Genomic DNA, 22,902 nt, shown 5'->3' on the forward strand with positions numbered 1-22,902 from the left:
GAATTAATAATGAAGAAAAAAATAGTTTTTATGTTGAGTACTATGAATGTTGGCGGAACCGAAAAGTCTTTGCTTAACTTGATTTCAGAACTATCAAGAGAAAAGTATGATATAAGTATATATTTGCTGCTAGAGCATGGGGGTTATTTAAATGATATACCTAATGATGTCAATGTTCGCTTTTTTAAAGGGTTTAAGGAGTTAAAACGCAGACTAAACTATCCTCCAAAAGAAACAATTATTAAGATGTTTAAGGAAGGGGAAATTATTGGTTCCTTAAAACTTTTAATCTTACACATAATATTAAAATTAACAAAAGATAGAAGGATTTTCTTTAAGTATCTGTTGAAAAAGTATCCTGTTTTAGATGAACACTATGACATTGCTGTAGCTTATGCTGGTCCTATGGACTTCATAAGCTATTTTGTTGCCAAAAAAATAAGAGCAAACAGAAAGTTTCAGTGGGTCCATTTCGATGTTACCAAAGTGGGTTTTGATAAAAGATTCGTCTCTAGAATTTACAATGAATACGATAGAATATGTGTGGTATCTAAAGAAGGAAAAGTCAAATTAGAAACAATGTTACCTGCATTAAAAGAAAAAGTCACTTTCTTTCCTCACATTATTTCATCAGAGGTAATTCGTAGTCAGTTAGATAAGGGAAAAGGATTTAATGATGAATTTGATGGAATTAGAATTCTAACTGTAGGTAGGTTAGCAATTGAAAAAGGGCAAGATATTGGTATAAGGGTTTTAGCGAAATTAATAGAATGTGGATATAACGCCAAGTGGTACTGTGTAGGGGATGGGGAGTCGAGAAAATACTATGAGAAGCTTATTAGAGAATATAATTTAGATGATAAATTTATCTTATTAGGTACTGATAAAAACCCCTATCCGTATATAGAACAGTGTGACGTATATGTTCAACCTTCTCGGCATGAAGGTTACTGTATAACACTTGCGGAAGCTAGATTATTAAGAAAGCCAATTGTGACAACCGACTTCACTGGCGCAAAGGAACAAATAATAAATGGGGAAACAGGACTAATTGTAGGTGTGGACGATCGAGAAATATATAATGGGGTCAAAAAACTACTGTCAGAAAACAAATTACGTCAAGAATTTTCAAGTAATTTGGGAAAAAAAACGTTCCATAAGGATTTTGACATAAATAATTTTTTTGGATATGTGGACGATGGAAATTCTCCTTCGATAATTGAGAAGAATAAAAGGTCTGCTCTAAAATATGTGAAATAAACACATAAGATAGAAAAATAGATGACTAAATTAATTTTGTATAAAATAACTTAACTAAAAGGTGTGAGAGGGTTGCATACTGTTTTAAAAAAATTACTATTTCTATTCAACAAAAGAGAAAAGAAAAAGCTTTTAATTTTATTACTAATGATGATTTTCGCTGCTATATTTGAAACTGTTGGAATAGGTTTGATTGTTCCCTTTGTAGGAATTGTAACAAACCCGGAATTTATTCAACAACAGCCGATTTTAGCCTATTTATATGAATTATTTAACTTTCGGTCTACCAATGCTTTCATCTTGTTTTCTGTAGTATTGTTATTCACTATATTTATAATGAAAAATTTATATTTACTATTCTTTTTTTATGCACAGTGCAGGGTGATTTTAAACCAACAAGTAAAGCTCTCAAGAAGCTTACTTAATGAATACCTAACAAAACCTTACACATTTCATTTACAACGAAATTCTGCAGAGCTACTAAGAAACATTAATACAGAGGTCCCCAGAGTTTTTCAAGGTATCATCATGTCTGTTTTTCAATTACTTACCGAAATTCTAATTATCACATGTATTCTAACGTTACTAGTCATTGCCGCCCCTATAGCAACATTAACAGCCTCTATCATTTTAGTTAGTAGTGTATTGATATTTTTCAATGTATTCCGCAAGAAGATCACTCAGTTAGGAACAGAGCAACAAAAAGTAAGTGGAACAATGATCAAGTGGGTAAATCAAGGGCTTGGAGCAAGTAAAGAAGTAAAAGTTTCGGGAAAAGAAAACTTCTTTGTAAATGCATATACAAAGCAAAGTCAAATTAAAGCTAATAATGGAAGGTATTTAAAGATGCTTGACCAATCGCCTAGACTTTTTATTGAAACGTTATTAGTTGGTACTGTGCTTATTACAATGCTAATCATTATTTTTCAGGGCATGAACACAACTGAAATTGTTCCTAAAATGGCATTATTTGCGATGGCAGCATTTAGATTAATGCCTTCTATAACACGTGTAATTTCACTAATTACAGCTATTCGGGTGAGTCAGCCGGCATTATATGTAGTGTATGAGGATTTGTTTGAAAATAGAGAGGAACGAGCAAAACAAATTGATACAAGAAAACCAAAAGAATTAATAAACGATGGAAATAAAGTCTTTATTGATTCTATCAAGTTAGAGGAAGTTTCATATCGTTATCCTGATCAAGGTGAGTGTGCAGTTGAAAATGTCTCACTAACAATTCCTATTGGTCAATCAGTAGCGTTTGTAGGAGAATCTGGTGCAGGAAAGACTACTATTATCGATATTATTCTTGGATTATTGGAACCAGAAAAAGGAAATATGCTGGTGGACGATAAGAGTCTAATTCAACAAAAGTCACTATGGCAACAGAAAATCGGCTATATCCCACAATTTATTTTCTTATCAGATGATACTATCCGCGGAAATGTGGCATTTGGATTAGATAATAACCATATTGATGACGAGCAAGTATGGAGGGTATTAGAACAAGCACAATTAAAAGAGTTTGTTGAACAGCTACCAGGTAAATTGGAAACAACTGTTGGAGAACGAGGTGTTAGACTATCGGGAGGCCAACGGCAACGAATTGGTATCGCGAGAGCTTTGTATCATAACCCCGAAATTTTATTTATGGATGAAGCTACATCAGCGCTCGATAATGAAACAGAAAAAGAGATTATGAAAGCAATTAATGGCTTGAAGGGAGATAAAACCTTAATTATTATAGCGCATCGATTAAGTACAATAGAAAACTGTGATACTGTCTTCAGAATTAATGGAGGTAAATTAATAGACATTGAAGATAATTCAGAGAAAACAACTTATAAAAAAGCATTATAGTAAAAGTTACTTAGGAGGGTGTCTCTTTGGGGTTAGAGTGTGATAGAAGTTTTGTGAAAATACAAGATATGTATGTCTCTATGGATAAGAATATTTTAAGTTTAGCATGGTTTCTTTTAATCAGAACTAGGCCGTTTAATCTACATTTTACAGCATATAATAAATTTCTTAGGATTTTACCAGGACGATTCATTAAATTACTACGAATAATTAACATAATCAAAAATCTGATTTTTATAAAGTATATGTATATGTATATGTATAAGGATAATCATGAATTTGTAGAATCTTCATATGATGGACACATACTAGTAAAAACTTCAAATGGAAACAAAATTTTCAACCTTCAAGAAAAAACAGTTGTGACACAGTATAAAGTGGAATTTAAAAAAGAATTATTCACCAAGATAGCAACCAATTTAAAAGGTATTGGGAATTATTATATATCACCTAACATCAAGCAAATAAATTCTGATGAGAAATCGATATCTGAGGAGTATATAAATCTTTATAAAGCAGATCGATTTTACCCTATTACTTCCTATTTTGATAATGTCATTTTACCGATTTGGGAAAGGAATATTGAGTTATTTCCTATTAAAAAAATAATGCTAAAGGATTACCTTTTAGATCAAGAACGTTTTATTATTACTAGAATTAATTATCTCAAAAAAGAGGGTTATGATAGGGAGTGCTTGGTAAATATCCAAAGGTATGTAGAGGGGCTTCGTGAAAAACTGAGTTTAGATTATACAAATAATATTAAATACATTTATCTGACCTTAACGCACGGTGACCTTCATGCATGGAACATTCTATTAAATAAAAAGAAGTCAATACTAATTGATTGGGATACACAAAAGGAGAGATCGTTGTATCACGACTTCTATTACATGTATTATCACAATATATTTGAAAGAACAAGTGTTAACCACAAGTCTTTTAAATTAAGCTTAAATAAAAATATAAATAAAACTAGAAAAAATGTAAAAAAGAAAATAAATGAGAGTGAACAAGATATAAGTTTGAATAAGGAACTATACAGAATGTTGTTTTATTTGGAGTATATTTACTTAGACTTTGAAAATAGAGTAGAAATACAAACAAATAACAATAGTATTCAAAAATGTCTGTTTAAGATAAATAATTGTATAAGAGTGTTTAAAGAGACAGACGAAGAATTAGAAAATTAGAAAATAAAATAAGTTTTAATCTCGGTAATATAATATAAGTTACTAATTGTTACCAAGAGAATATTCTCTTTTCATGCCATGGTCGGATGACTTTGCTAAATTGAAGTCTTGGGTACCTAACCATGGTTATCAACACTTTGGAACTGTTTCTAAAGAAAGAGGTGCAGAAGAATTCATAAGGTTAGTAAATATATATGAGTCAGTAAACAAAAATGGATATAGTCCGGGTGGGGAATTTGGAAAGATAGAAGGGTTTTTTTAAAGAATGGCAATCAATATAGATTTATAATTGAACGTGGTAAGCATGGAGCTGCTGTGTTATTAGCTATGGGAGCTAAGTCGCTTAGAGTTAAATACTTAGATAAATGGTCGAGAATAATTGATATTAATGATATTAGTAATTGGCCTTTGGTCAAAAATGGAAGTTGGGAAAAGGATATTGCAAAAACATTCTTTATGAGGTTCTTTTGTGAAAACGGAAGTGAGAAGGCTATAAATATAGAGATTTACAATTAATGGTGTAATTACTGATTCTAACATCATAATTAATGGTACAAAGACAAGAAAATATATTATTCATTTATTTTATATAACGGGAATTGGTGCTCAATCCATTAAATAGGGGAATTCTTACACTTATAAAAATCTGAATAATGGCTATTAAGTAAGTTATTAAGTTTAAAGGAGCAAATAGAAGGAGGTAGATTGAGAACAATGGAAAGTTGATTAGAGAAGCTGGGTCCTAAAATAGGAGTTACCCTTAACTCCCAAATAAGAGGAAACCATTTATAAACTACTCAATAATAATAGAGGAAATGGTATTGTAATTAAAATGCGTCAATTAAGAAAAAATGTGCAAAAACTACCAAATCCTATGAAAAGCAACATCTCAGTCTAACTAGAGGTGTTTTTTAATGTGCATTTTTTAATTTAAAAGGAGGGCTACTATGAAAGGAATTATTTTAGCTGGAGGCAGTGGAACTAGGTTATACCCATTAACGAAATCTATATCGAAACAATTATTACCGATCTACGATAAACCTATGATTTATTATCCGATTTCCGTTTTAATGTTGGCTGGAATTAAAGATATTCTTATTATATCAACGCCTGAAGATACACCACGTTTTCAACAGCTGTTAGGGAATGGGACGGAGTTAGGAATTAATTTAACTTACTCTATACAAGAGGAACCAAATGGTTTGGCAGAAGCTTTTATTATTGGTGAAGAGTTTATTGGTAAAGATGATGTCTCCTTAATTTTAGGTGACAATATTTTCTACGGTCATGAATTTACTTCTCACCTAGAAAGGGTGTCGAGCCAATTAAGTGGTGCTACAATATTTGGCTATAATGTCAAAGATCCAGAGCGGTTTGGTGTAGTTGAATTTGATTCAAACGGGCAAGTATTGTCAATCGAAGAAAAACCGATTTTTCCGAAGTCTAACTATGCCATAACAGGTTTATACTTCTTTGATAATCAGGTTATAGATGTTGCCAAAAGTGTAAAGCCATCGGAAAGAGGAGAATTGGAAATAACCGATATTCTTAATGAATACTTAATTAAAGGTCAGTTGAAAGTTGATCTACTCGGACGTGGATTTGCTTGGCTAGATACTGGAACACATGAGTCTTTATTAGAAGCTTCACAGTTCATTGAGATTATTGAAAAGCGCCAGCGCTTTAAAGTTGCATGCTTAGAAGAGATCTCTTATAACAGAGGCTATATCTCAACGTCTAAATTATTAGAATTAGCAGAGCCACTAAGGAAAAGTGAGTATGGTCAATATTTACTTCGATTGGTAGAAATGAATAGGATCAAAGAAAGAGAAGAACTCTTAGTTAATAAATAGCCTGGAGGAGAAAATATGAATATTTTAGTAACTGGTGGAGCAGGATTTATCGGAAGTAATTTTATTAGGTTTATGCTTAAAAAATATCCGGGCTATAAGATTGTAAACTTCGATAAGCTAACCTATGCAGGCAATCTAGAGAATTTGAAAGATGTAGAGAGTATCTTGAACTACCAGTTCGTCAAAGGAGATATTATCGATGTTCAGTTAGTAGAGTCCACGGTGAAACAACATAAAATAAATTGTATAATTAACTTTGCTGCGGAGTCTCATGTTGATAGAAGCATTAATGATCCAGCTATATTTGTTAAAACAAATGTGCTTGGAACTCAAACATTGCTGGATGTTGGCTACAGAAATAACATTCAAAAGTATCTTCAAATATCGACAGATGAAGTCTATGGAAGTCTTGGAGAAAAAGGTTATTTTACAGAAGAGACACCGTTATCTCCGAACAGTCCTTATTCTGCAAGCAAGGCAGGCGCAGATCTCATAGTGAAATCCTATTACGAAACGTACAAAATGAATGTTAACATTACACGTTGTTCAAATAACTATGGACCATATCATTTTCCTGAAAAGTTAATTCCGCTAATAATCACAAATGCGATAGAAAACAAAGAATTACCAGTATATGGTGATGGTTTACATGTGAGAGATTGGCTGCATGTTAAAGACCACTGTAGTGCTATTGACTTAGTTCTTCATGAGGGAACTCCAGGTGAAGTTTATAATGTTGGCGGTCATAATGAAAAGCGTAATATTGATATTGTAAAAGGAATATTAAAGTACCTTGGAAAGTCAGACGAATTGATAAAGTATGTGGAAGACCGAAAAGGACATGATCGTCGCTATGCTATAGACCCTAATAAACTTATAAAGGAATTAGGATGGGAACATACTTATACCTTGAATGAGGGCCTGAAAGAGACGGTGAAATGGTACTCAGATAACCAACAATGGTGGAAAAATATAAAAAGTGGAGAATACGTAGCTTTCAATCAGGTCAAGTGTAATGATAAGTCACTGATAGCGCGCAATTAGAAGGAGGGGGGGTAACTATGAAAGTAAAACTTAGAGGCTATGGGATTGAAAATAATTTCATTCAAGATAACAATTCCTTATCGGTTGAAAAGAAACGATAAGAGGCATGCATTACCAACTAAATCCACAATCCCAGGTAAAGCTAGTAAGAGTGGTCAGCGGTTCTATTCTTGATGTAGTAGTAGATATTAGAAAAATCTCGGCCACCTTTGGGAAGTGGTTTGGTGTTGAATTGAGCGAGGAGAACAAAAAGCAACTTCTAGTCCCTAAAGGATTTTCCCACGGTTTCTGTACGCTTGAAGAGAACACAGAGGTTGTATATAAAGTAGACACCTATTATGCACCTGAACTTGATAGAGGAATCATATGGAATGATAAGAAAATAAATATCATTAGTCCAACAAATAATCCTATATTGTCGGTGAAAGATAAGGTTTATCCAGAAATTGATGCTTCCTAATTCTCACTACTTGTTTTTAAAAATATAGAAGTTTAAATCGGAGAGGTTACCATGAGTGCTATCGCTGGAATATACCATTTAAATAAAGAGCCTATATCTAGAGAACACAATTTCGGTATGATGCAGGCATTACAAAAATACCCCGCTGACGATGCCCAAATGTGGCAAAAAGATAATGTTTTTTTAGGCTGCCATGCACAATGGATCACTCCAGAGTCAGTCGGAGAGCAACTGCCTTATTATGACTATGACCGTCAATTAGCTATTACAGTTGATGCTATTATCGATAATCGGGATGAATTATTTAATAATCTACAGGTTGATCGACCGGAAAGAAAGTTAATGCCTGATAGTCAATTGATTTTATTGGCGTATTGTAAATGGGGGGAAGATACACCGAAACATTTAATAGGCGACTTCGCCTTTATGATCTGGGATGAAAAAAAGCAGAAACTTTTTGGTGCCAGGGACTTTTCTGGAACTAGAACATTATATTATTTTCTAATCCAACACCGCTTTGCATTTTGTACAACAATTGAGCCTCTTTTAACTTTACCTTATGTACAAAGAGATCTGAATGAACAATGGCTCGCGGAATTTATGGCTATTTCCGGGATGTATGAAACGACAGATGCTTCAATTACCCCATATCAAAGTATTATGCAAATACCACCTTCACATTCAATTTCTGTAACTGAAGATAAAGTTAAACTTATAAAATACTGCACAGTAACCTCTAATAAGCAATTAAAGCTGGGCTCAGGTGAAGCATATGTAGAAGCGTTTCAAGAGATATTTCAAGAAGCTGTTAATTCTCGCTTGCGTACCAGTCAAAAAGTCGGTGTTCAGTTAAGCGGTGGATTGGATTCAGGTGCGGTAGCTAGCTTTGCAGCAAAAACCTTACGTGAGCGAAATCAAAGTTTAGATAGCTTTAGCTACATTCCTTCGAAGGATTTTAGTGATTTCACACCAAAACAATTAATACCTAATGAGAGAGCACAAATTCACTCAACAGTCAGTCACGTAGGAAGCATTAAAGACCACTACTTAGACTTTTACGGGAGAGAACCCTACTCACAAATAGACGATTTTTTAGATCTGATGGAAATGCCGTATAAATTCTTTGAGAATTCTTTTTGGTTAGAAGGATTGGTGGAGAAAGCAAATGAAGAGGGAGTGGGTGTATTACTTAATGGTGATCGAGGGAATTTTAGTATTTCATGGGGATCTTCTTTAGATTATTACGCAATTCTGTTAAAAAAAATAAAATGGATTCGGCTTTATCAGGAATTGGACCAATATAGCAGGAATATGGGGAGTGCCAGGCTAAGAAAGCTGCCACATATCTTTAGAATTGGCTTTCCATTTATGGATCAAATTTTCTCAAAGGCTAAAGCATATAAATTACCTTCTTACATAAATATGGACTTTGCTGAAAGTACTGATGTTTTCAAAAGTCTTAAAGAAAAAGGTGTATACGAAAGTTTTACACCTAATATATATGAAGAAAGAAAAAGGCATTTTGAGGAGGCCTTTTATTGGAACTCTACGAATACATTAGCAGCTAAGTTATCGTTAAGATATTCGGTATGGAAGCGTGATCCGACGAATGATCTGCGTGTGGTCAGATTTTGTCTATCGATACCTGAGGATCAATATGTCCAAAAGGGGTTAGACCGTGCTCTTGTGCGAAATTCCACAAAAAACTTTTTACCTGACGAAATTAGATTAAATCAGCGATACCGCGGGGTTCAAGGTGTTGACTGGGTTCAACGAATAACTCCATATTGGAATATTATTATCGAGGAGTTAAAACAGATTAGTAGTGATAGCAGAATTACATATTTTATAGATGGCAAAGTAATAAAGAAGTTACTCCAGGAGGTTGAAGGTGAAATAAAGCCTGAGTATGCTATTAACCCAAACTTTAAAGTGCTAATGCGATGTTTAATTCTTTCTAGGTTTTTAAAAAAACATAATTGAAGGGAGGTGGGAATATTGAAAAAAGAATGGATTAAACCAGTACTGGAAGTATTAGATGTACATCATACAATGCTAGGATCAGAGGGTGAATACACTGATGCCTCTTTTGATGCAGGAACTCCCTTTAGTGAAATAACGGTGAGTTAGTAAGACATTTTCGCGTAGCATATTAATTTGCACCTATTTAAAAGTAGGTGCTTTTTTTCATTTCTACTGACGTTATAAAATTTAACAATTAAGTATCAAGAAGAGATTGACAATAAAAGGTCTAGATGGTATAAATTAAGTATGTTCTTAATAAAGAACCAAACGAATCTAATTACTTTGATTATAAGGAAGGTATTTTTTTTGGTTTTCCGCGTTCTATTTAAAGAACAACAGTAACGCTAAGGGAGGGTTTCCATGAGTGCAATAACAGGAATTTTCCATATCAATAAAGAATCCGTTTCACACGAACACAGTAAACTCATGATGAATTCACTTCAACAATATCCCTCCGATGACATAAAAACATGGAACAATAAATATATATTCCTCGGCTGCCATGCTCAATGGATTACTCCAGAGTCACTAGGTGAAGAATTGCCTTACTATGACTATGAAAGACAATTAGCAATTACAGCTGATGCCATCATTGATAACAGAGATGACCTGTTTGATAGGTTACAAGTGGATAGGGGACGAAGAAAGGTAATGCCAGATAGTCAGTTGATTTTGCTTGCTTATTATAAATGGGGTGAAGCTACTCCCATCCACTTGCATGGTGATTTCGCTTTTATGATATGGGATGAACGGAATCAGAAGCTGTTTGGTGCACGAGATTTCTCGGGATCTCGGACACTTTACTTTTATCGCAATGAAACCCGGTTTGCATTTTCTACAACAATCGAACCGTTATTCACATTACCATATCTTGATAAGGTACTTAATGAAGAGTGGCTTGCTGAATTTCTGGCGATCCCAACCATGGTTGAAGCAGTTGATATGTCTTCAACAGTTTATAAATCTGTTCACCAAGTCCCTCCTTCACATACTATAACGGTTGTAGATGGTAGGGTTTCTGTTTCAAGGTATAACGCAATAGATGTTAATGAGGAGATAAAACTTAAGTCTAATGCTGAGTATGAAGAAGCATTTCGGCATGTGTTTCAGAACGCTGTAACAGCTAGAACCCGTACTCACGGAGAAGTGGGTTCTCACTTAAGTGGTGGATTGGATTCAGGTTCAGTCGTAAGTTTTGCTGCAACTAATCTTAGGAAAGAGAACAAACGGTTACATACGTATAGTTACATACCAGAAGACACTTATACAGATTGGACTCCACATTATTATGAAGCCGATGAAAGACCTTACATTAAGGAAACAGTGAGGCATATAGGTAATATATCAGATAATTATTTAAGCTTTAATGGAAGAAGTTCCTTGTCTGAAGTAGATGATTTCTTAGACATCATGGAGATGCCCTATAAATTCTTTGAAAACACGTTTTGGCTAAAAGGGATAAATGAGGCTGCTCAGCAAAAAGATATTAAAATAATGTTAAATGGGGCGAGAGGAAATCACTCTGTATCCTGGGGATCTATGACATTAACATACAACTATTACGCAGAGTTATTTAAGAAGTTAAAGTGGGTTCGGCTTTTCAATGAGTTGGATTCATACTGTAATAATTTTAATACTGGTAAGTCAGTAATGTTTCCATTCGTTGCAAAAAGAGCAATTCCTAACGCGTTTGCCAAGAAGGAACAACATAATTTTCCAGTATTTATTAATCGGGATTTCGCACAAAACACCAATGTATATGCAAAACTTCGGGAGAATAATCTTGATGAAAATGGCATTGTATTCAAAAATCTAACGAAATATAGAAGGAATTACTATAATCAGGCGCATGTTTGGAATAAAAGTGGTGTTGCTTCAACTAACTTGTCACTGCGTTATTCTTTGTGGGATAGAGATCCTACGAATGATTTGAACGTAATTCGCTTTTGCCTGGCGATACCTGAGGAACAGTATGTCACGGGAGGTATGGAGAGATCCATAATAAGGCGCGCAATGAAGGATTACCTTCCCGATAAAGTGAGGCTAAACCAAAGCAGTCGTGGAATACAAGGTGCAGACGTCGTTCATCGCATGACTTCGGATTGGAGTGGTTTTTTAAATGAATTACATGAACTTGCTGAAGATGAGAATATAAGTGAATTTATTAATATTAACGTAATAAAGGAGTGTTTATCAAAGCTAGGAAATGACCCGAAACCTGAATTACTGTTTACAGATGAATTTAAGGTTTTAACCCGCAGTTTAATTGTATATCGATTTATCAGACGTTTTAGTTAAGTATAAGGGGGTGATGATAATGAAGATGGAATGGAAAAAACCAGTTTTGGAAGTACTTGATATTAGCATGACAATGAATGGACCCGGAAATGCAAATGCAGATTGTTTTGATGTAGGGGAGGCCCCAGGGAAAATTCTTGATCCTGAAACGTCACAAGCAAGTTGCTTGAATGGTAGTTAAGTATAGTTAATTTCTACTTAAAAATCAGCCCTTATACTTCGATTAAGTGTAAGGGCAACCATAAAAAAAGCAGGTGAAACTAAATGGCAGACATAGCCGGTGATACGATCTACAAAGCATTTGGACTGACAATTTCAAGCGACTTTTATTTACCAGAATTACCTCAACTTCCTAGAATTAAAGCGCCCGATATAGTGGTGCGAAAAGCAGATCTTCTTCAACTATGGGTTGAAATGACTGAACCAAACAGACACTTTAGCGTCCAAGAAAACTTTTGTATGTTTGAAGTTCCAGAGGTAGCTATTTACATGGTGGAGTCAGGGAGTACAATTTCTGTCTATCCATACGATCAGGCTAACGAAGACCAAGTCCGCCTCTACATCCTAGGCACTTGTATGGGAGCACTTCTCATGCAACGAAAAACCCTCCCACTACATGGCAGCGCGGTAGCGATAGATGGTAATGCATATGCGATTGTAGGTGATTCAGGTGCCGGGAAATCGACGCTTGCCTCGGTATTCTTACAGAAAGGGTATCATCTACTCAGTGATGATGTCATTCCAGTTACTCTAACTGAAGATCATACACCTATTGTTACCCCAGCATACCCCCAACAAAAATTATGGATGGAAAGCTTAAATCAGTTTGGAATGGAATCCAAGCATCTAAGACCAATCATTGATCGGGAAACAAAATTTGCTGTTCCAGTTAGTGATCAGTTTGCAGATAAACCACTGCCTCTTGCTGGGGTGTTTGAACTAATTAAAAAGGAGGATGAAGAAATCAAAGCTAATTGCATCCAAAAACTAGAACGATTTCATACATTATTTCAGCATACATACCGCAATTTTCTACTTGAACGTTCAGGGTTAATGGACTGGCATTTTAATACTACTGCAAAAATAGTTAACAAGTTGGAAATATACCAACTATGTAGACCTGAGTTCCGTTTTTCAGCTCATGATTTGGCCGAAATAATTTTAACTAAAATCAAAAAGGACGTGAAGGTATGAACAGAAAAAGCACGTTATCGATCAGTCATATGGTAAGTCAAAAGGAAGGGAATATTGTTAGTGATATGGATGGGGAGAAAGTGATGCTGAGTATTCATAATGGGAAGTACTTTAATTTGGGGCATATGGGTGGAGAAATATGGGAACGGGTCAAAGCTCCTATTACTATTGAAGAGCTGGTTAGACAATTAACCACGCAGTACGACGTGGAACAATCTGCATGCCAAGAACAGGTTATTTCCTTTTTAGATCTCTTAGCTGCGGAAGATTTGGTGCAAATAGAGTAGGAGGTGCAACTCTAGTATCTATGAAGGGAGCAGAAGACTATGATAAAGCTTGGTATATTTTTAAAATTAACTTGGAAAATGAAAATGCTCTTATTCGAATCTTATTATTATTTGGGTTATGCGCGTATTCTTAAGAGTCTCCCGTTTGTTAGAGTTGCGCCTTCTCTTGGAGAGCAAATGGAAGAAACGAGTGTGTTTCCGAGTTTAACTGATCGGCAGCAGTTAAGGGATATTTCGCAAGCAATCCATATAGCCAGTAGCTATACGTTGTGGGAAAGTCAATGTCTTGTGAAGGCGATTGCTGCAATGAGAATGCTCGAGAGAAGGAAAATTGAAAGTACGCTTTATCTAGGGACTGCTAAAGAAAAATCAGGTCAGTTAATTGCGCATGCTTGGCTGCGTAGTGGTCCTTATTATATAACTGGTTCAGAAGGTATGGAACGTTTCACGGTTGTTAGTAAATTTGCTAAAAATATCTGTTGTAAAGGAGCAAGTGATGGATAATCTTAATTTAGAGGATGTACCTAAAGAATTAAAGCTACTACTTGAATTACTTAGAAGCGATTACGATACCGTAGTTGATCTCCACTCGAAACTGTTTACTGCTGTCGATTGGAATCTCTTTATGGAATTAAGCATGCACCATCGTATTTTCCCATTACTTTTTTCTAAGTTAAAAGTGACCAACTCAGATATGATCCCCCCTTATGTTATTGAATTTATCTCCCAGCAGTATAAAAAGAATACATTTCAAATGCTTTATTTAAGTGGAGAAATGGAAAAGGTTGCTAAAATATTTTCTGCGAAACAATTGCCACTTCTATTTTTAAAAGGACCAGCACTTGCTCATGATCTATATGGGGATATTTCTCTCCGGACTTCCAGTGATTTGGATATATTAATTCCAATAGATAAACTCGAAAAAGCGGAGGAGCTTCTTGTAGAGGAGGGGTATGTAAAAGATGATTACATTCAAACAGTGTTGAATGATTGGAAGTGGAGACATCATCATATTACCTTTTTTCATCCTCAGAAACGAATTAAGCTGGAAATCCATTGGAGACTTAATCCAGGTCCTGCCAGGGAACCGGGATTTGACGAGCTATGGAAAAGAAAGCGTAAAAGCAAGTTGACAGGCACTTCTATTTACATACTCAGCAAGGAAGATCTGTTTTTGTTTCTCGTCTCTCATGGCTCCCGTCATGGTTGGTCACGTCTTCGCTGGCTGATGGATATAGGCCAATTGATAAAGAAAGATGTTGATTGGGCACTGACCATGAAAACCTTAGGTAAATATCGTTACCATCGAGCAGGTGGTCAGGCGATTATTTTGGCATCACAACTAGTAGACTCGGGTTCTGCGAATGAAATAGCGTATTTAACGTCTAATAAATCTATCAATCAACTTGCTCAACAGGCAGTATTTTACCTTGAGCGTATGGTTAATTTACATACAGATCCAGTGCCAGAAGAAGTAGCTCGCTATCATAAGCGCCATTTATTTTCATTAATGTCATTAGAGCAAAAGTTTTTCTTCATAATTAGCTTTCTGCATCCATATCCAGAGGACAAGGAAGCATTACCACTGCCCAACCGAATCCATTTTTTATATTTTCCACTACGCCCTTTTTTATGGGCATGGAGAAAGACGAGAAAGCATGCTTTACAATAGGAGGATAGAAGAATGAAGCACATTTTTTATTTCTTAAAGCAAATCCATGCATATTCCGGAAAGATTCTCTATATTAACCTTTTTGCTATGATTGCCATTGGATTAATGGAAGGAATCGGAATTGTATTATTAATACCTTTAATTAGTATGAGCGGGATTGTTGATATGGGAGTGGAGGAAATACCACTTTTAAGTGTTTTTGGATTCCTTGATAATATTCCGTTATCGATGGGTCTGCCGTTGATCTTAGGACTATTTGTTATGGTGGTTGTTGGACAAAATATTGTTAATCGGCAACTGACGGTTAAGAATGCCGTCATTCAGCATGGCTTTTTAAGACATATGCGTTTAGAGACGTATGGTTCCTTACTTTATGCAAACTGGGATTTCTTTATCAAGCAGCGGAAATCAGATCTTATAAATATTTTAACAGCTGAAATAGCAAGAGCTAGTGCGGGTACCCATTCGTTTCTGCAATTTGCTGCCTCGCTTGTTTTTACATTTATACAAATTGGTCTTGCTTTTTGGTTATCCCCCAGTATAACGATCTTTGTGCTGTTATGCGGTTTAATACTAATCTATTTTAATCGCAAATTCCTTAAGAGATCGCTATCGTTGGGCCAACGAAATTATGAATTAGGCAGGAGCTATATGGCCGGGATTACCGACCAGGTTAATGGGATCAAGGATATAAAGAGTAATACACTGGAATCTACCAGATTGGAATGGTATGAATCGATAACCAATCAAATGCAAAATGAACAAGTAGAATACACAAGATTGAAATCAACATCTCAGTTATATTATAAAGTTGCATCTGCGGTACTTATTGCAGCGTTTATTTATATCGCTGTGACTATGTTTAATGCACAAGCAGCTCAGCTGATGTTAGTAATAATAATCTTTTCGAGACTATGGCCGAGAGTAGCTGGAATCCAAGCATCCATGGAGCAAATTGCAGCGACAATTCCCGCCTTTAAATCGGTGAAGGCTCTACAGCATGAATGCAGCGTTGCCAGGGAACTTGAAATGGGATTGAATCAGGAGGTATCTCCGCTTGGTGTTACAGATAATATTAGCTGTGATCATGTTTCCTTTCGATATAATAAAAGTGAACCAAACTATGCCCTGCAGGCTATTAATCTGGTAATACCTTCTGACCAGATGACAGCGTTTGTAGGGAGGTCCGGAGCTGGTAAAAGCACATTGATAGATTTAATTATGGGTCTGAATCAACCGGAAAAAGGTGAGGTATTGATTGATGGAATACCTTTATCGGATGAAAACCTACTCGCATGGAGACACTCGATTAGTTATGTTCCACAGGACCCCTTCTTATTTAATGCGAGTATTAGAGAAAACCTGTTATTAGTAAAACCGAATGCGAGTGAACAGGAAATGTGGGAAGCATTAACGTTCTCTTCAGCCGCAGAATTTGTAACTAAGCTCACTGAAGGGCTTGATTCGCTAATTGGGGACAGAGGGATAAAGTTATCTGGGGGAGAAAGGCAACGCTTGGTTTTGGCGAGGGCTATTTTAAGAAAACCTTCCGTTCTCGTATTGGATGAAGCAACAAGTGCACTGGATACAGAAAATGAGACAAAAATTCAAGAAGCATTAGATAGTTTAAAAGGGAAAATGACTATCATTGTTATTGCGCACCGCCTATCCACGATTCGCAATGCTGATCAGGTTGTCGTGTTGGATGAAGGGGAGGTTATTCAAAAAGGTGGTTTTTCTCAATTGGCTAAAGAAAAAAGAAGTACGTTTAGTCATCTATTAAAAAACCAATTGGAAGCAACACTATAAGGATTGGAGAGCGGTTAACAATGAGAATAAAAGGGGGCAGGATTCTGTCTGGATTACTTATCATACTGGTTGTAATAGTCGTCTATACGTTTTGGGATAATAATCGGATAAAAATAGTGGAGCAGGACATAGCCATCGAAGACCTCCCGCAACAATTTGAAGAGTTTCAAATTCTCCAAGTTACAGATTTACATGAAAAACAATTTGGCAAAGATCAAAGAAAACTAGTGAAAGCCATCAATGCTATTGAATATGACGTACTGGTTTTTACCGGGGATATGCTGGATGACACGCAAAGCTCAAATTTCACTTCTTTTTATTCGGTACTTGACGGAATAGATAATAAAGAGCATATATTGTATGTTCCAGGTAATGCGGATCCTTATAGTTACAACACAGAACCAGTTTTTGGAAAAAGTGAGTTTATTAATGGTTTGGAAGATAGGGGGGTAACCTTCCTTGAATCAATTGAGACAGTCAGTATAGACAGTGCGAATCTTCATTTTGTTGACTTTGAATTATCCATCGCAAAGGACGAGAAATTTGTAGGGAAAAATACTGGAATAGTTAAGCCACCATACTCATCTGATGCCAGTTATCGAAAGTACCAGCAGCAGTTATGGGAAGAACTCACGGTGCTAAATGAATTTAACAATTCCGATATAGTAATTGCGCTAAATCATTATCCTATAGTGGATAATCGAATCGAGTTTATAATGAAGGATCCAAATAGAGTATGGCGGGACTATGACCTGATTATGGCAGGGCATTACCATGGCGGGCAATTTCGTATTCCTTTCCTGGGGGCGCTATTTGTTCCTGAAGCCTGGTATGAACCAAACAGCTTCTTTCCACCAACTGACCGTGTGAAAGGATTGTGGGAATACAAGGATACGCAACAGTATGTAAGTGCTGGTTTAGGAAGTAGTGATGCTATCCCCTTGCTTAAGTTTCGCCTGTTTAACCCACCCGAGATAAATGTTTTGAAATTAATCAGGAAATAAAAGAAGCTCGAAATGTGGAAAATGATCTCATATGAAGACCAATTTCCCCTGATTTATATAAAAAATTTATATTTTTTTAAACAAAGCAATAAAATCCCCGGAAAATCCCTTGTATATCCTTTCCTGACGCTGTATCAGCCTGTTTGTATAAACAACGAATGACACCGTTTTCATTCCACTTATTTTTCATTGAATAGTTGCAAATTATTTATCTGAATTTTATGTTAAACGGAATATTATGATATAATATTTCTACTACACTTTTTTAAGTATTAATCGTGTGGCATATGTAAAAGAATTTTTTAAAAATTTAATTTAATAAGGAGCTGTTGTGATGAAAAGAAACGGGTACCCTGTAGCACAGGGATTATATCGTCCCGATTACGAACATGAAGCATGTGGGATTGGGATGATTGCAAACATTAATGGCAGGAAAACACATAATATTGTACAAAATGCGGTGAATATTCTGTGTAACATGGAACATCGTGGAGGTCAGTCAGCAGATACTAGTACCGGAGATGGTGCTGGGATCTTGACTCAGATTCCGGATCGTTTTTTCCAAAAGCAATGTGCAAAGGAAAATATTCAACTCCCACGTGAAGGAGAGTATGGTGTTGGTATGGTGTTTCTTTCCCAAGATCACCAGACACGTTTAACAAGCAAACGTATTTTTGAAACAATTATTGAAGAAGAAGGGCAGACTTTTCTTGGGTGGCGCCCTGTACCAATTAATGATTCATTTATTGGGAAAGTTGCAGCAGTGAGCAAGCCAGTGATTCGACAGGTTTTTATTCAGAAGTCAGCTGACCTTAACGATCAGATGGCATTTGAACGGAAACTGTATGTTATCCGAAAGCGCATAGAAAAAGTAATAGGCAATAAAGCTGAATATGATGATGTTTATATCAGCAGCTTGTCCACCCGCACCATTGTTTATAAGGGAATGCTGGTTCCTGAACAACTGGATTCTTTCTACATCGACTTGAATCATCCAGATTTTAAATCTGCACTTGCTCTCGTACATTCGCGCTTTAGTACAAATACATTTCCAAGCTGGAAGCGATCGCATCCTAATCGCTATACGATTCACAATGGGGAGTTTAATACATTGCGTGGTAATGTAAATTGGATGAAAGCCCGCGAAAAAATGTGTTCCTCTGATTACTTTGATGAAAGTGAATTAGAAAAGTTACTTCCGATTATGGATGATGATGGAAGCGATTCTTCTATATTTGACAATACCTTTGAATTTCTGCATCTTTCCGGTAGATCATTGGCACACACTGCAATGATGATGATTCCTGAACCGTGGGCTAACGATGCAACGATAAAGGATGAGAAACGGGACTTCTATGAATACCACAGTACGTTAATGGAGCCGTGGGATGGACCTGCTGCGCTAGTGTTCACTGATGGAAGACAAATCGGGGCATGTCTCGATCGCAATGGTCTCAGACCAGCGAGATATTATGTTACGAAGGATGGCATGATCGTGCTTGGTTCAGAGGTCGGTGCTCTAGACATCTTTGCAGATGATATTATTTACAAAGATCGTTTGAAGCCAGGTAAGATGCTTCTTGTTGATCTGGACAAGGGCATTATCATTCCGGATGAAGCTATTAAACTTCAAATTGCAGCAGAGGAGCCCTATAAAAAGTGGCTTACCAATCTGATAAAGGTTGACGAATTGCCTGATGTCCCATTGACGGTGGAAAATCTAAAAGGAATGAATTTGCTGAATCAACAGCTTGCCTTTGGATATACGAGAGAAGAACTCAATAAAATTATTAAACCACTTATTACGGATAGAAAAGATCCAATTGGCTCCATGGGTTATGACTCGCCGTTAGCTGTGTTATCGAAAAAACCACAGCTTCTCTATAATTACTTTAAGCAGCTTTTTGCGCAGGTGACGAACCCGCCGATTGATGCAATACGTGAGCAGATAGTAACGATGGCGAGCACCACTATTGGAAAAGAAGGAAACTTAGTGCAACCGACGCCGTTAAGTTGCAGACACATCCGGCTTGAGACTCCTATAGTAACGAATGCGGAGTTGGAAAAGGTTCGCTTACAGACCCTGGACGGCTTTACAGCGGTAACTCTTTCCACGTTATTTAATGCAGGAGAAGAGGGAAACCATATGGAATCTGCTCTTGAAGAAATTTTCGATAAAGCAGATAAGGCGATGAAGAACGGTGCAGCCTTATTGATCTTATCGGATCGTGGGGTGACGAAAGATCGAGCTGCTCTTCCTGCTCTGCTGGCTGTAGCAGGGCTGCATCATCACTTGATTCGAAAAGGTGTTCGTACACAGGTTAGTCTTTTGATTGAATCAGGCGAGCCAAGAGAAGTACACCATTTTGCCAGTCTGTTAGGCTATGGTGCACAAGGAATCAATCCATACTTGGCTTTTGATACAGTAACTGATTTGGTTGAAAGCACGGAAATACAAGGCTGTACAGTTGAACAGGCAATTGATCAATATGTTCAATCAGTCACGGATGGGATCATTAAGATTTTATCGAAAATGGGAATATCAACAATACAGAGTTATCTGGGAGCACAGATATTTGAGGCGGTCGGCATCCACGCAGATGTCATTGACAAGTATTTTACCGGAACAGCTTCCCGGTTAGGTGGAATAGGAATTGATATGATCCAAAAAGAGGTATTATTGCGCCATCAACGTGCCTTTGCGGAAAACAGGGGAGGCAATAATACACTTGAGACCGGGGATGAATTCCAGTACCGGGAAAATGGGGAGGATCATCAGTATAACCCTAAAACAATTTATACGTTACAGCACGCTTGCAGAACAAATGATTATCATCTATTCAAACAATATACCAGCTTATTAACTGATGAAAAAAACAATCTCCAATCATTGCGGGGACTCCTGTCCTTTAAAAAGCGAGAGCCTGTTCCACTCGAAGAGGTCGAGTCAATTGAGGAAATATGTTCCCGATTTAAAACGGGGGCCATGTCCTTTGGTTCGATCAGTCAGGAGGCCCATGAGGCACTGGCCATTGCCATGAACCGTATTGGTGGACAAAGCAATACTGGAGAGGGTGGAGAGTCATCCGAACGTTATACTCCCGACGAAAACGGGGATTCAAGGCGCAGTGCGATCAAGCAGGTTGCATCCGGGCGATTTGGTGTAACAAGTGACTATCTTGTAAACGCAGACGAAATACAGATTAAAATTGCTCAAGGAGCAAAGCCAGGGGAAGGTGGCCACTTACCTGGAAAGAAGGTTTATCCGTGGGTTGCTGAAGTTCGGGGTTCTACCCCAGGTGTTGAGTTAATTTCACCGCCTCCTCATCATGATATTTACTCTATTGAAGATCTGGCTGAATTGATTTATAACTTGAAGAACACGAATCCCAGGGCTCGTATTAGTGTTAAGCTCGTATCTGCTGTTGGTGTAGGTACGATTGCAGCAGGGGTTGCGAAAGGTCGGGCGGATCTCGTGTTAATAAGCGGTTATGACGGTGGAACTGGGGCTGCACCACGAACAAGCCTGAAACATACAGGCTTGCCATGGGAGATTGGACTTGCAGAAACACATCAAACGCTTCTTTTAAATGGATTACGTGATCGTATAATTGTGGAAACGGATGGAAAGATGATGTCCGGAAGAGATGTCGTACAGGCGGCATTGCTCGGAGCCGAGGAGTATGGTTTCTCAACGGCCCCACTTGTTGTTCTGGGTTGTGTAATGATGCGTGTTTGCCATCTGGATACGTGTCCGGTAGGTATCGCTACGCAAAACCCTGAATTACGCAAAAAATTCAACGGGGATGCAGAGCATGTTGCGAACTTCATGCGCTTTATTGCTCAGGAAGCACGCGAATTGATGGCAGAATTAGGTTTTCGAACCATAAAAGAAATGATTGGCAGGACAGATGTATTGGAGACAAATAAAGCAATTGACCACTGGAAAGTAAAAGGAATTGACTTATCTTCATTACTGCATCAGCCTGATGTGCCTGCTGAAACAGGGCGCTATGCATCCAGAAAACAAGAGCATGGCATAGAAAAAACCCTGGATTACCAAGAGCTTATACCGATTTGCCAGCGTGCGCTTGATGAACAAGAACCTGTTACGTTTACGACCGCTATTCGAAATATAAATCGTGTAACAGGCACGTTGCTCGGAAGTGAAATTACTAAACGGTACGGGGAAAAAGGATTACCTGAAGATACAATTGAACTAACTTTTCACGGGTCAGCCGGTCAGAGTTTTGGTGCCTTTATCCCACCGGGTATGACGCTTCGCCTAATTGGTGATGCGAATGATTTTGTTGGCAAGGGATTATCAGGAGGGAAAATTATTGTTCACCCTGATCCAATTGTAACCTTCCAGCCTGAGAAAAATACGATTATAGGAAACGTTGCTTTTTATGGAGCGACTAGGGGAGAAGCATACATTCGCGGATTAGCAGGAGAGCGATTTGCCGTCAGAAACAGTGGGGCAACAATTGTAGTAGAAGGAGTTGGCGATCACGCATGTGAATATATGACAGGCGGAACAGTAGTGGTCTTGGGAGAAACTGGCCGAAACTTTGCTGCAGGTATGTCCGGGGGTACCGCCTATGTGTTCGATGAAGATAGTAAGTTCAGGAAAAACGTAAATAAAGAACTCGTGCATGTAGATAGAGTAACGAACCAGGCAGAATTAGATAACGTATATAAATTAATTCAAAAGCATATTCACTATACAAATAGCACACATGCCGAACGGATATTAACATACTGGGGTAAGTATGCGGATCAAATTGTTCGCGTAATACCAATCGCTTATATCAAAATTCAGGATCGCATTCAATTTCTTAAAGAGAGTGGCTTAAGCAAATTTGATGCTGAAATGATAGCGTTCGAAGAGAGCAAGAATAAAACCAAAAACGAAGAAGTAAGTATTTTACAGTAGTAAC

Annotated in this window: 17 protein-coding genes and 1 pseudogene; all 18 read left to right on the forward strand. The window is 37.0% G+C overall.

The features are described 5' to 3' along the window. The first annotated feature begins 9 nt into the window (after nt 1-9). The 18 genes and pseudogenes from QGM71_RS11050 (at nt 10) to gltB (ending at nt 22,898) form a co-directional block, all read left to right on the forward strand. Nucleotides 10-1,260 (forward strand): glycosyltransferase, encoded by a 1,251-nt coding sequence (locus QGM71_RS11050; protein WP_327607604.1) that lies wholly within the window; start codon nt 10-12, stop codon nt 1,258-1,260. A 72-nt stretch (nt 1,261-1,332) separates the two neighbouring features. Next, entirely contained in the window at nt 1,333-3,123 is a 1,791-nt protein-coding gene (locus QGM71_RS11055; RefSeq protein ID WP_327607605.1) for an ABC transporter ATP-binding protein, read from the forward strand. Nucleotides 3,124-3,149: 26 nt separating this feature from the next. Further along, nucleotides 3,150-4,316 (forward strand): phosphotransferase, encoded by a 1,167-nt coding sequence (locus QGM71_RS11060; protein ID WP_327607606.1) that lies wholly within the window; start codon nt 3,150-3,152, stop codon nt 4,314-4,316. 73 nt (nt 4,317-4,389) lie between these two features. Beyond that, complete coding sequence (locus tag QGM71_RS11065; RefSeq protein WP_327607607.1) at nt 4,390-4,578, forward strand: hypothetical protein; 189 nt, start codon at nt 4,390-4,392, stop codon at nt 4,576-4,578. 685 nt (nt 4,579-5,263) lie between these two features. Next, nucleotides 5,264-6,169 (forward strand): glucose-1-phosphate thymidylyltransferase RfbA, encoded by a 906-nt coding sequence (gene rfbA, locus QGM71_RS11070; protein WP_327607608.1) that lies wholly within the window; start codon nt 5,264-5,266, stop codon nt 6,167-6,169. Between the two features lie 15 nt (nt 6,170-6,184). After that, nucleotides 6,185-7,213: a dTDP-glucose 4,6-dehydratase gene (gene rfbB / locus QGM71_RS11075; RefSeq protein ID WP_327607609.1), complete on the forward strand. Its 1,029-nt coding sequence runs from the start codon at nt 6,185-6,187 to the stop codon at nt 7,211-7,213. Between the two features lie 38 nt (nt 7,214-7,251). Next, nucleotides 7,252-7,673: pseudogene (gene rfbC, locus QGM71_RS11080) on the forward strand (dTDP-4-dehydrorhamnose 3,5-epimerase); the annotation flags it as partial. Nucleotides 7,674-7,724: 51 nt separating this feature from the next. Beyond that, nucleotides 7,725-9,656 carry a lasso peptide isopeptide bond-forming cyclase gene (locus QGM71_RS11085; RefSeq protein ID WP_327607610.1) on the forward strand — a complete coding sequence of 644 codons (1,932 nt, stop codon included), beginning with the start codon at nt 7,725-7,727 and terminating at the stop codon, nt 9,654-9,656. 6 nt (nt 9,657-9,662) lie between these two features. Beyond that, complete coding sequence (locus tag QGM71_RS11090) at nt 9,663-9,803, forward strand: paeninodin family lasso peptide (RefSeq protein WP_327607611.1); 141 nt, start codon at nt 9,663-9,665, stop codon at nt 9,801-9,803. A 255-nt stretch (nt 9,804-10,058) separates the two neighbouring features. Further along, entirely contained in the window at nt 10,059-11,996 is a 1,938-nt protein-coding gene (locus tag QGM71_RS11095) for an asparagine synthase-related protein (protein ID WP_327607612.1), read from the forward strand. A gap of 19 nt (nt 11,997-12,015) precedes the next feature. Next, nucleotides 12,016-12,177 carry a paeninodin family lasso peptide gene (locus QGM71_RS11100; protein WP_327607613.1) on the forward strand — a complete coding sequence of 54 codons (162 nt, stop codon included), beginning with the start codon at nt 12,016-12,018 and terminating at the stop codon, nt 12,175-12,177. An 83-nt stretch (nt 12,178-12,260) separates the two neighbouring features. Next, nucleotides 12,261-13,190 carry an aldolase gene (locus QGM71_RS11105; RefSeq protein WP_327607614.1) on the forward strand — a complete coding sequence of 310 codons (930 nt, stop codon included), beginning with the start codon at nt 12,261-12,263 and terminating at the stop codon, nt 13,188-13,190. Continuing rightward, nucleotides 13,187-13,477, forward strand: coding sequence for a lasso peptide biosynthesis PqqD family chaperone (locus QGM71_RS11110; RefSeq protein WP_327607615.1), 291 nt, complete (start codon nt 13,187-13,189; stop codon nt 13,475-13,477). Before QGM71_RS11105 ends, QGM71_RS11110 begins: the two co-directional genes overlap by 4 nt. A 39-nt stretch (nt 13,478-13,516) precedes the next feature. Beyond that, the gene (locus tag QGM71_RS11115) at nt 13,517-13,981 is read left to right on the forward strand and encodes a lasso peptide biosynthesis B2 protein (RefSeq protein ID WP_327607616.1); all 465 of its coding nucleotides are present in this window, start codon (nt 13,517-13,519) and stop codon (nt 13,979-13,981) included. Then, nucleotides 13,974-15,149, forward strand: coding sequence for a nucleotidyltransferase domain-containing protein (locus QGM71_RS11120; RefSeq protein WP_327607617.1), 1,176 nt, complete (start codon nt 13,974-13,976; stop codon nt 15,147-15,149). The genes QGM71_RS11115 and QGM71_RS11120 overlap by 8 nt, the downstream gene beginning before the upstream one ends. A 12-nt stretch (nt 15,150-15,161) precedes the next feature. Beyond that, complete coding sequence (locus QGM71_RS11125) at nt 15,162-16,958, forward strand: ABC transporter ATP-binding protein (protein WP_327607618.1); 1,797 nt, start codon at nt 15,162-15,164, stop codon at nt 16,956-16,958. A gap of 20 nt (nt 16,959-16,978) precedes the next feature. Beyond that, nucleotides 16,979-17,962, forward strand: a complete 984-nt coding sequence (locus QGM71_RS11130; protein WP_327607619.1) for a metallophosphoesterase — start codon at nt 16,979-16,981, stop codon at nt 17,960-17,962. Between the two features lie 334 nt (nt 17,963-18,296). After that, nucleotides 18,297-22,898, forward strand: a complete 4,602-nt coding sequence (gene gltB, locus QGM71_RS11135; RefSeq protein ID WP_327607620.1) for a glutamate synthase large subunit — start codon at nt 18,297-18,299, stop codon at nt 22,896-22,898. Nucleotides 22,899-22,902: the final 4 nt, after the last annotated feature.

Origin of the sequence: Virgibacillus tibetensis, assembly GCF_036026595.1 — a bacterium.
In the GTDB taxonomy this organism is placed as follows: Bacteria; Bacillota; Bacilli; order Bacillales; family Amphibacillaceae; genus Virgibacillus_P; species Virgibacillus_P tibetensis.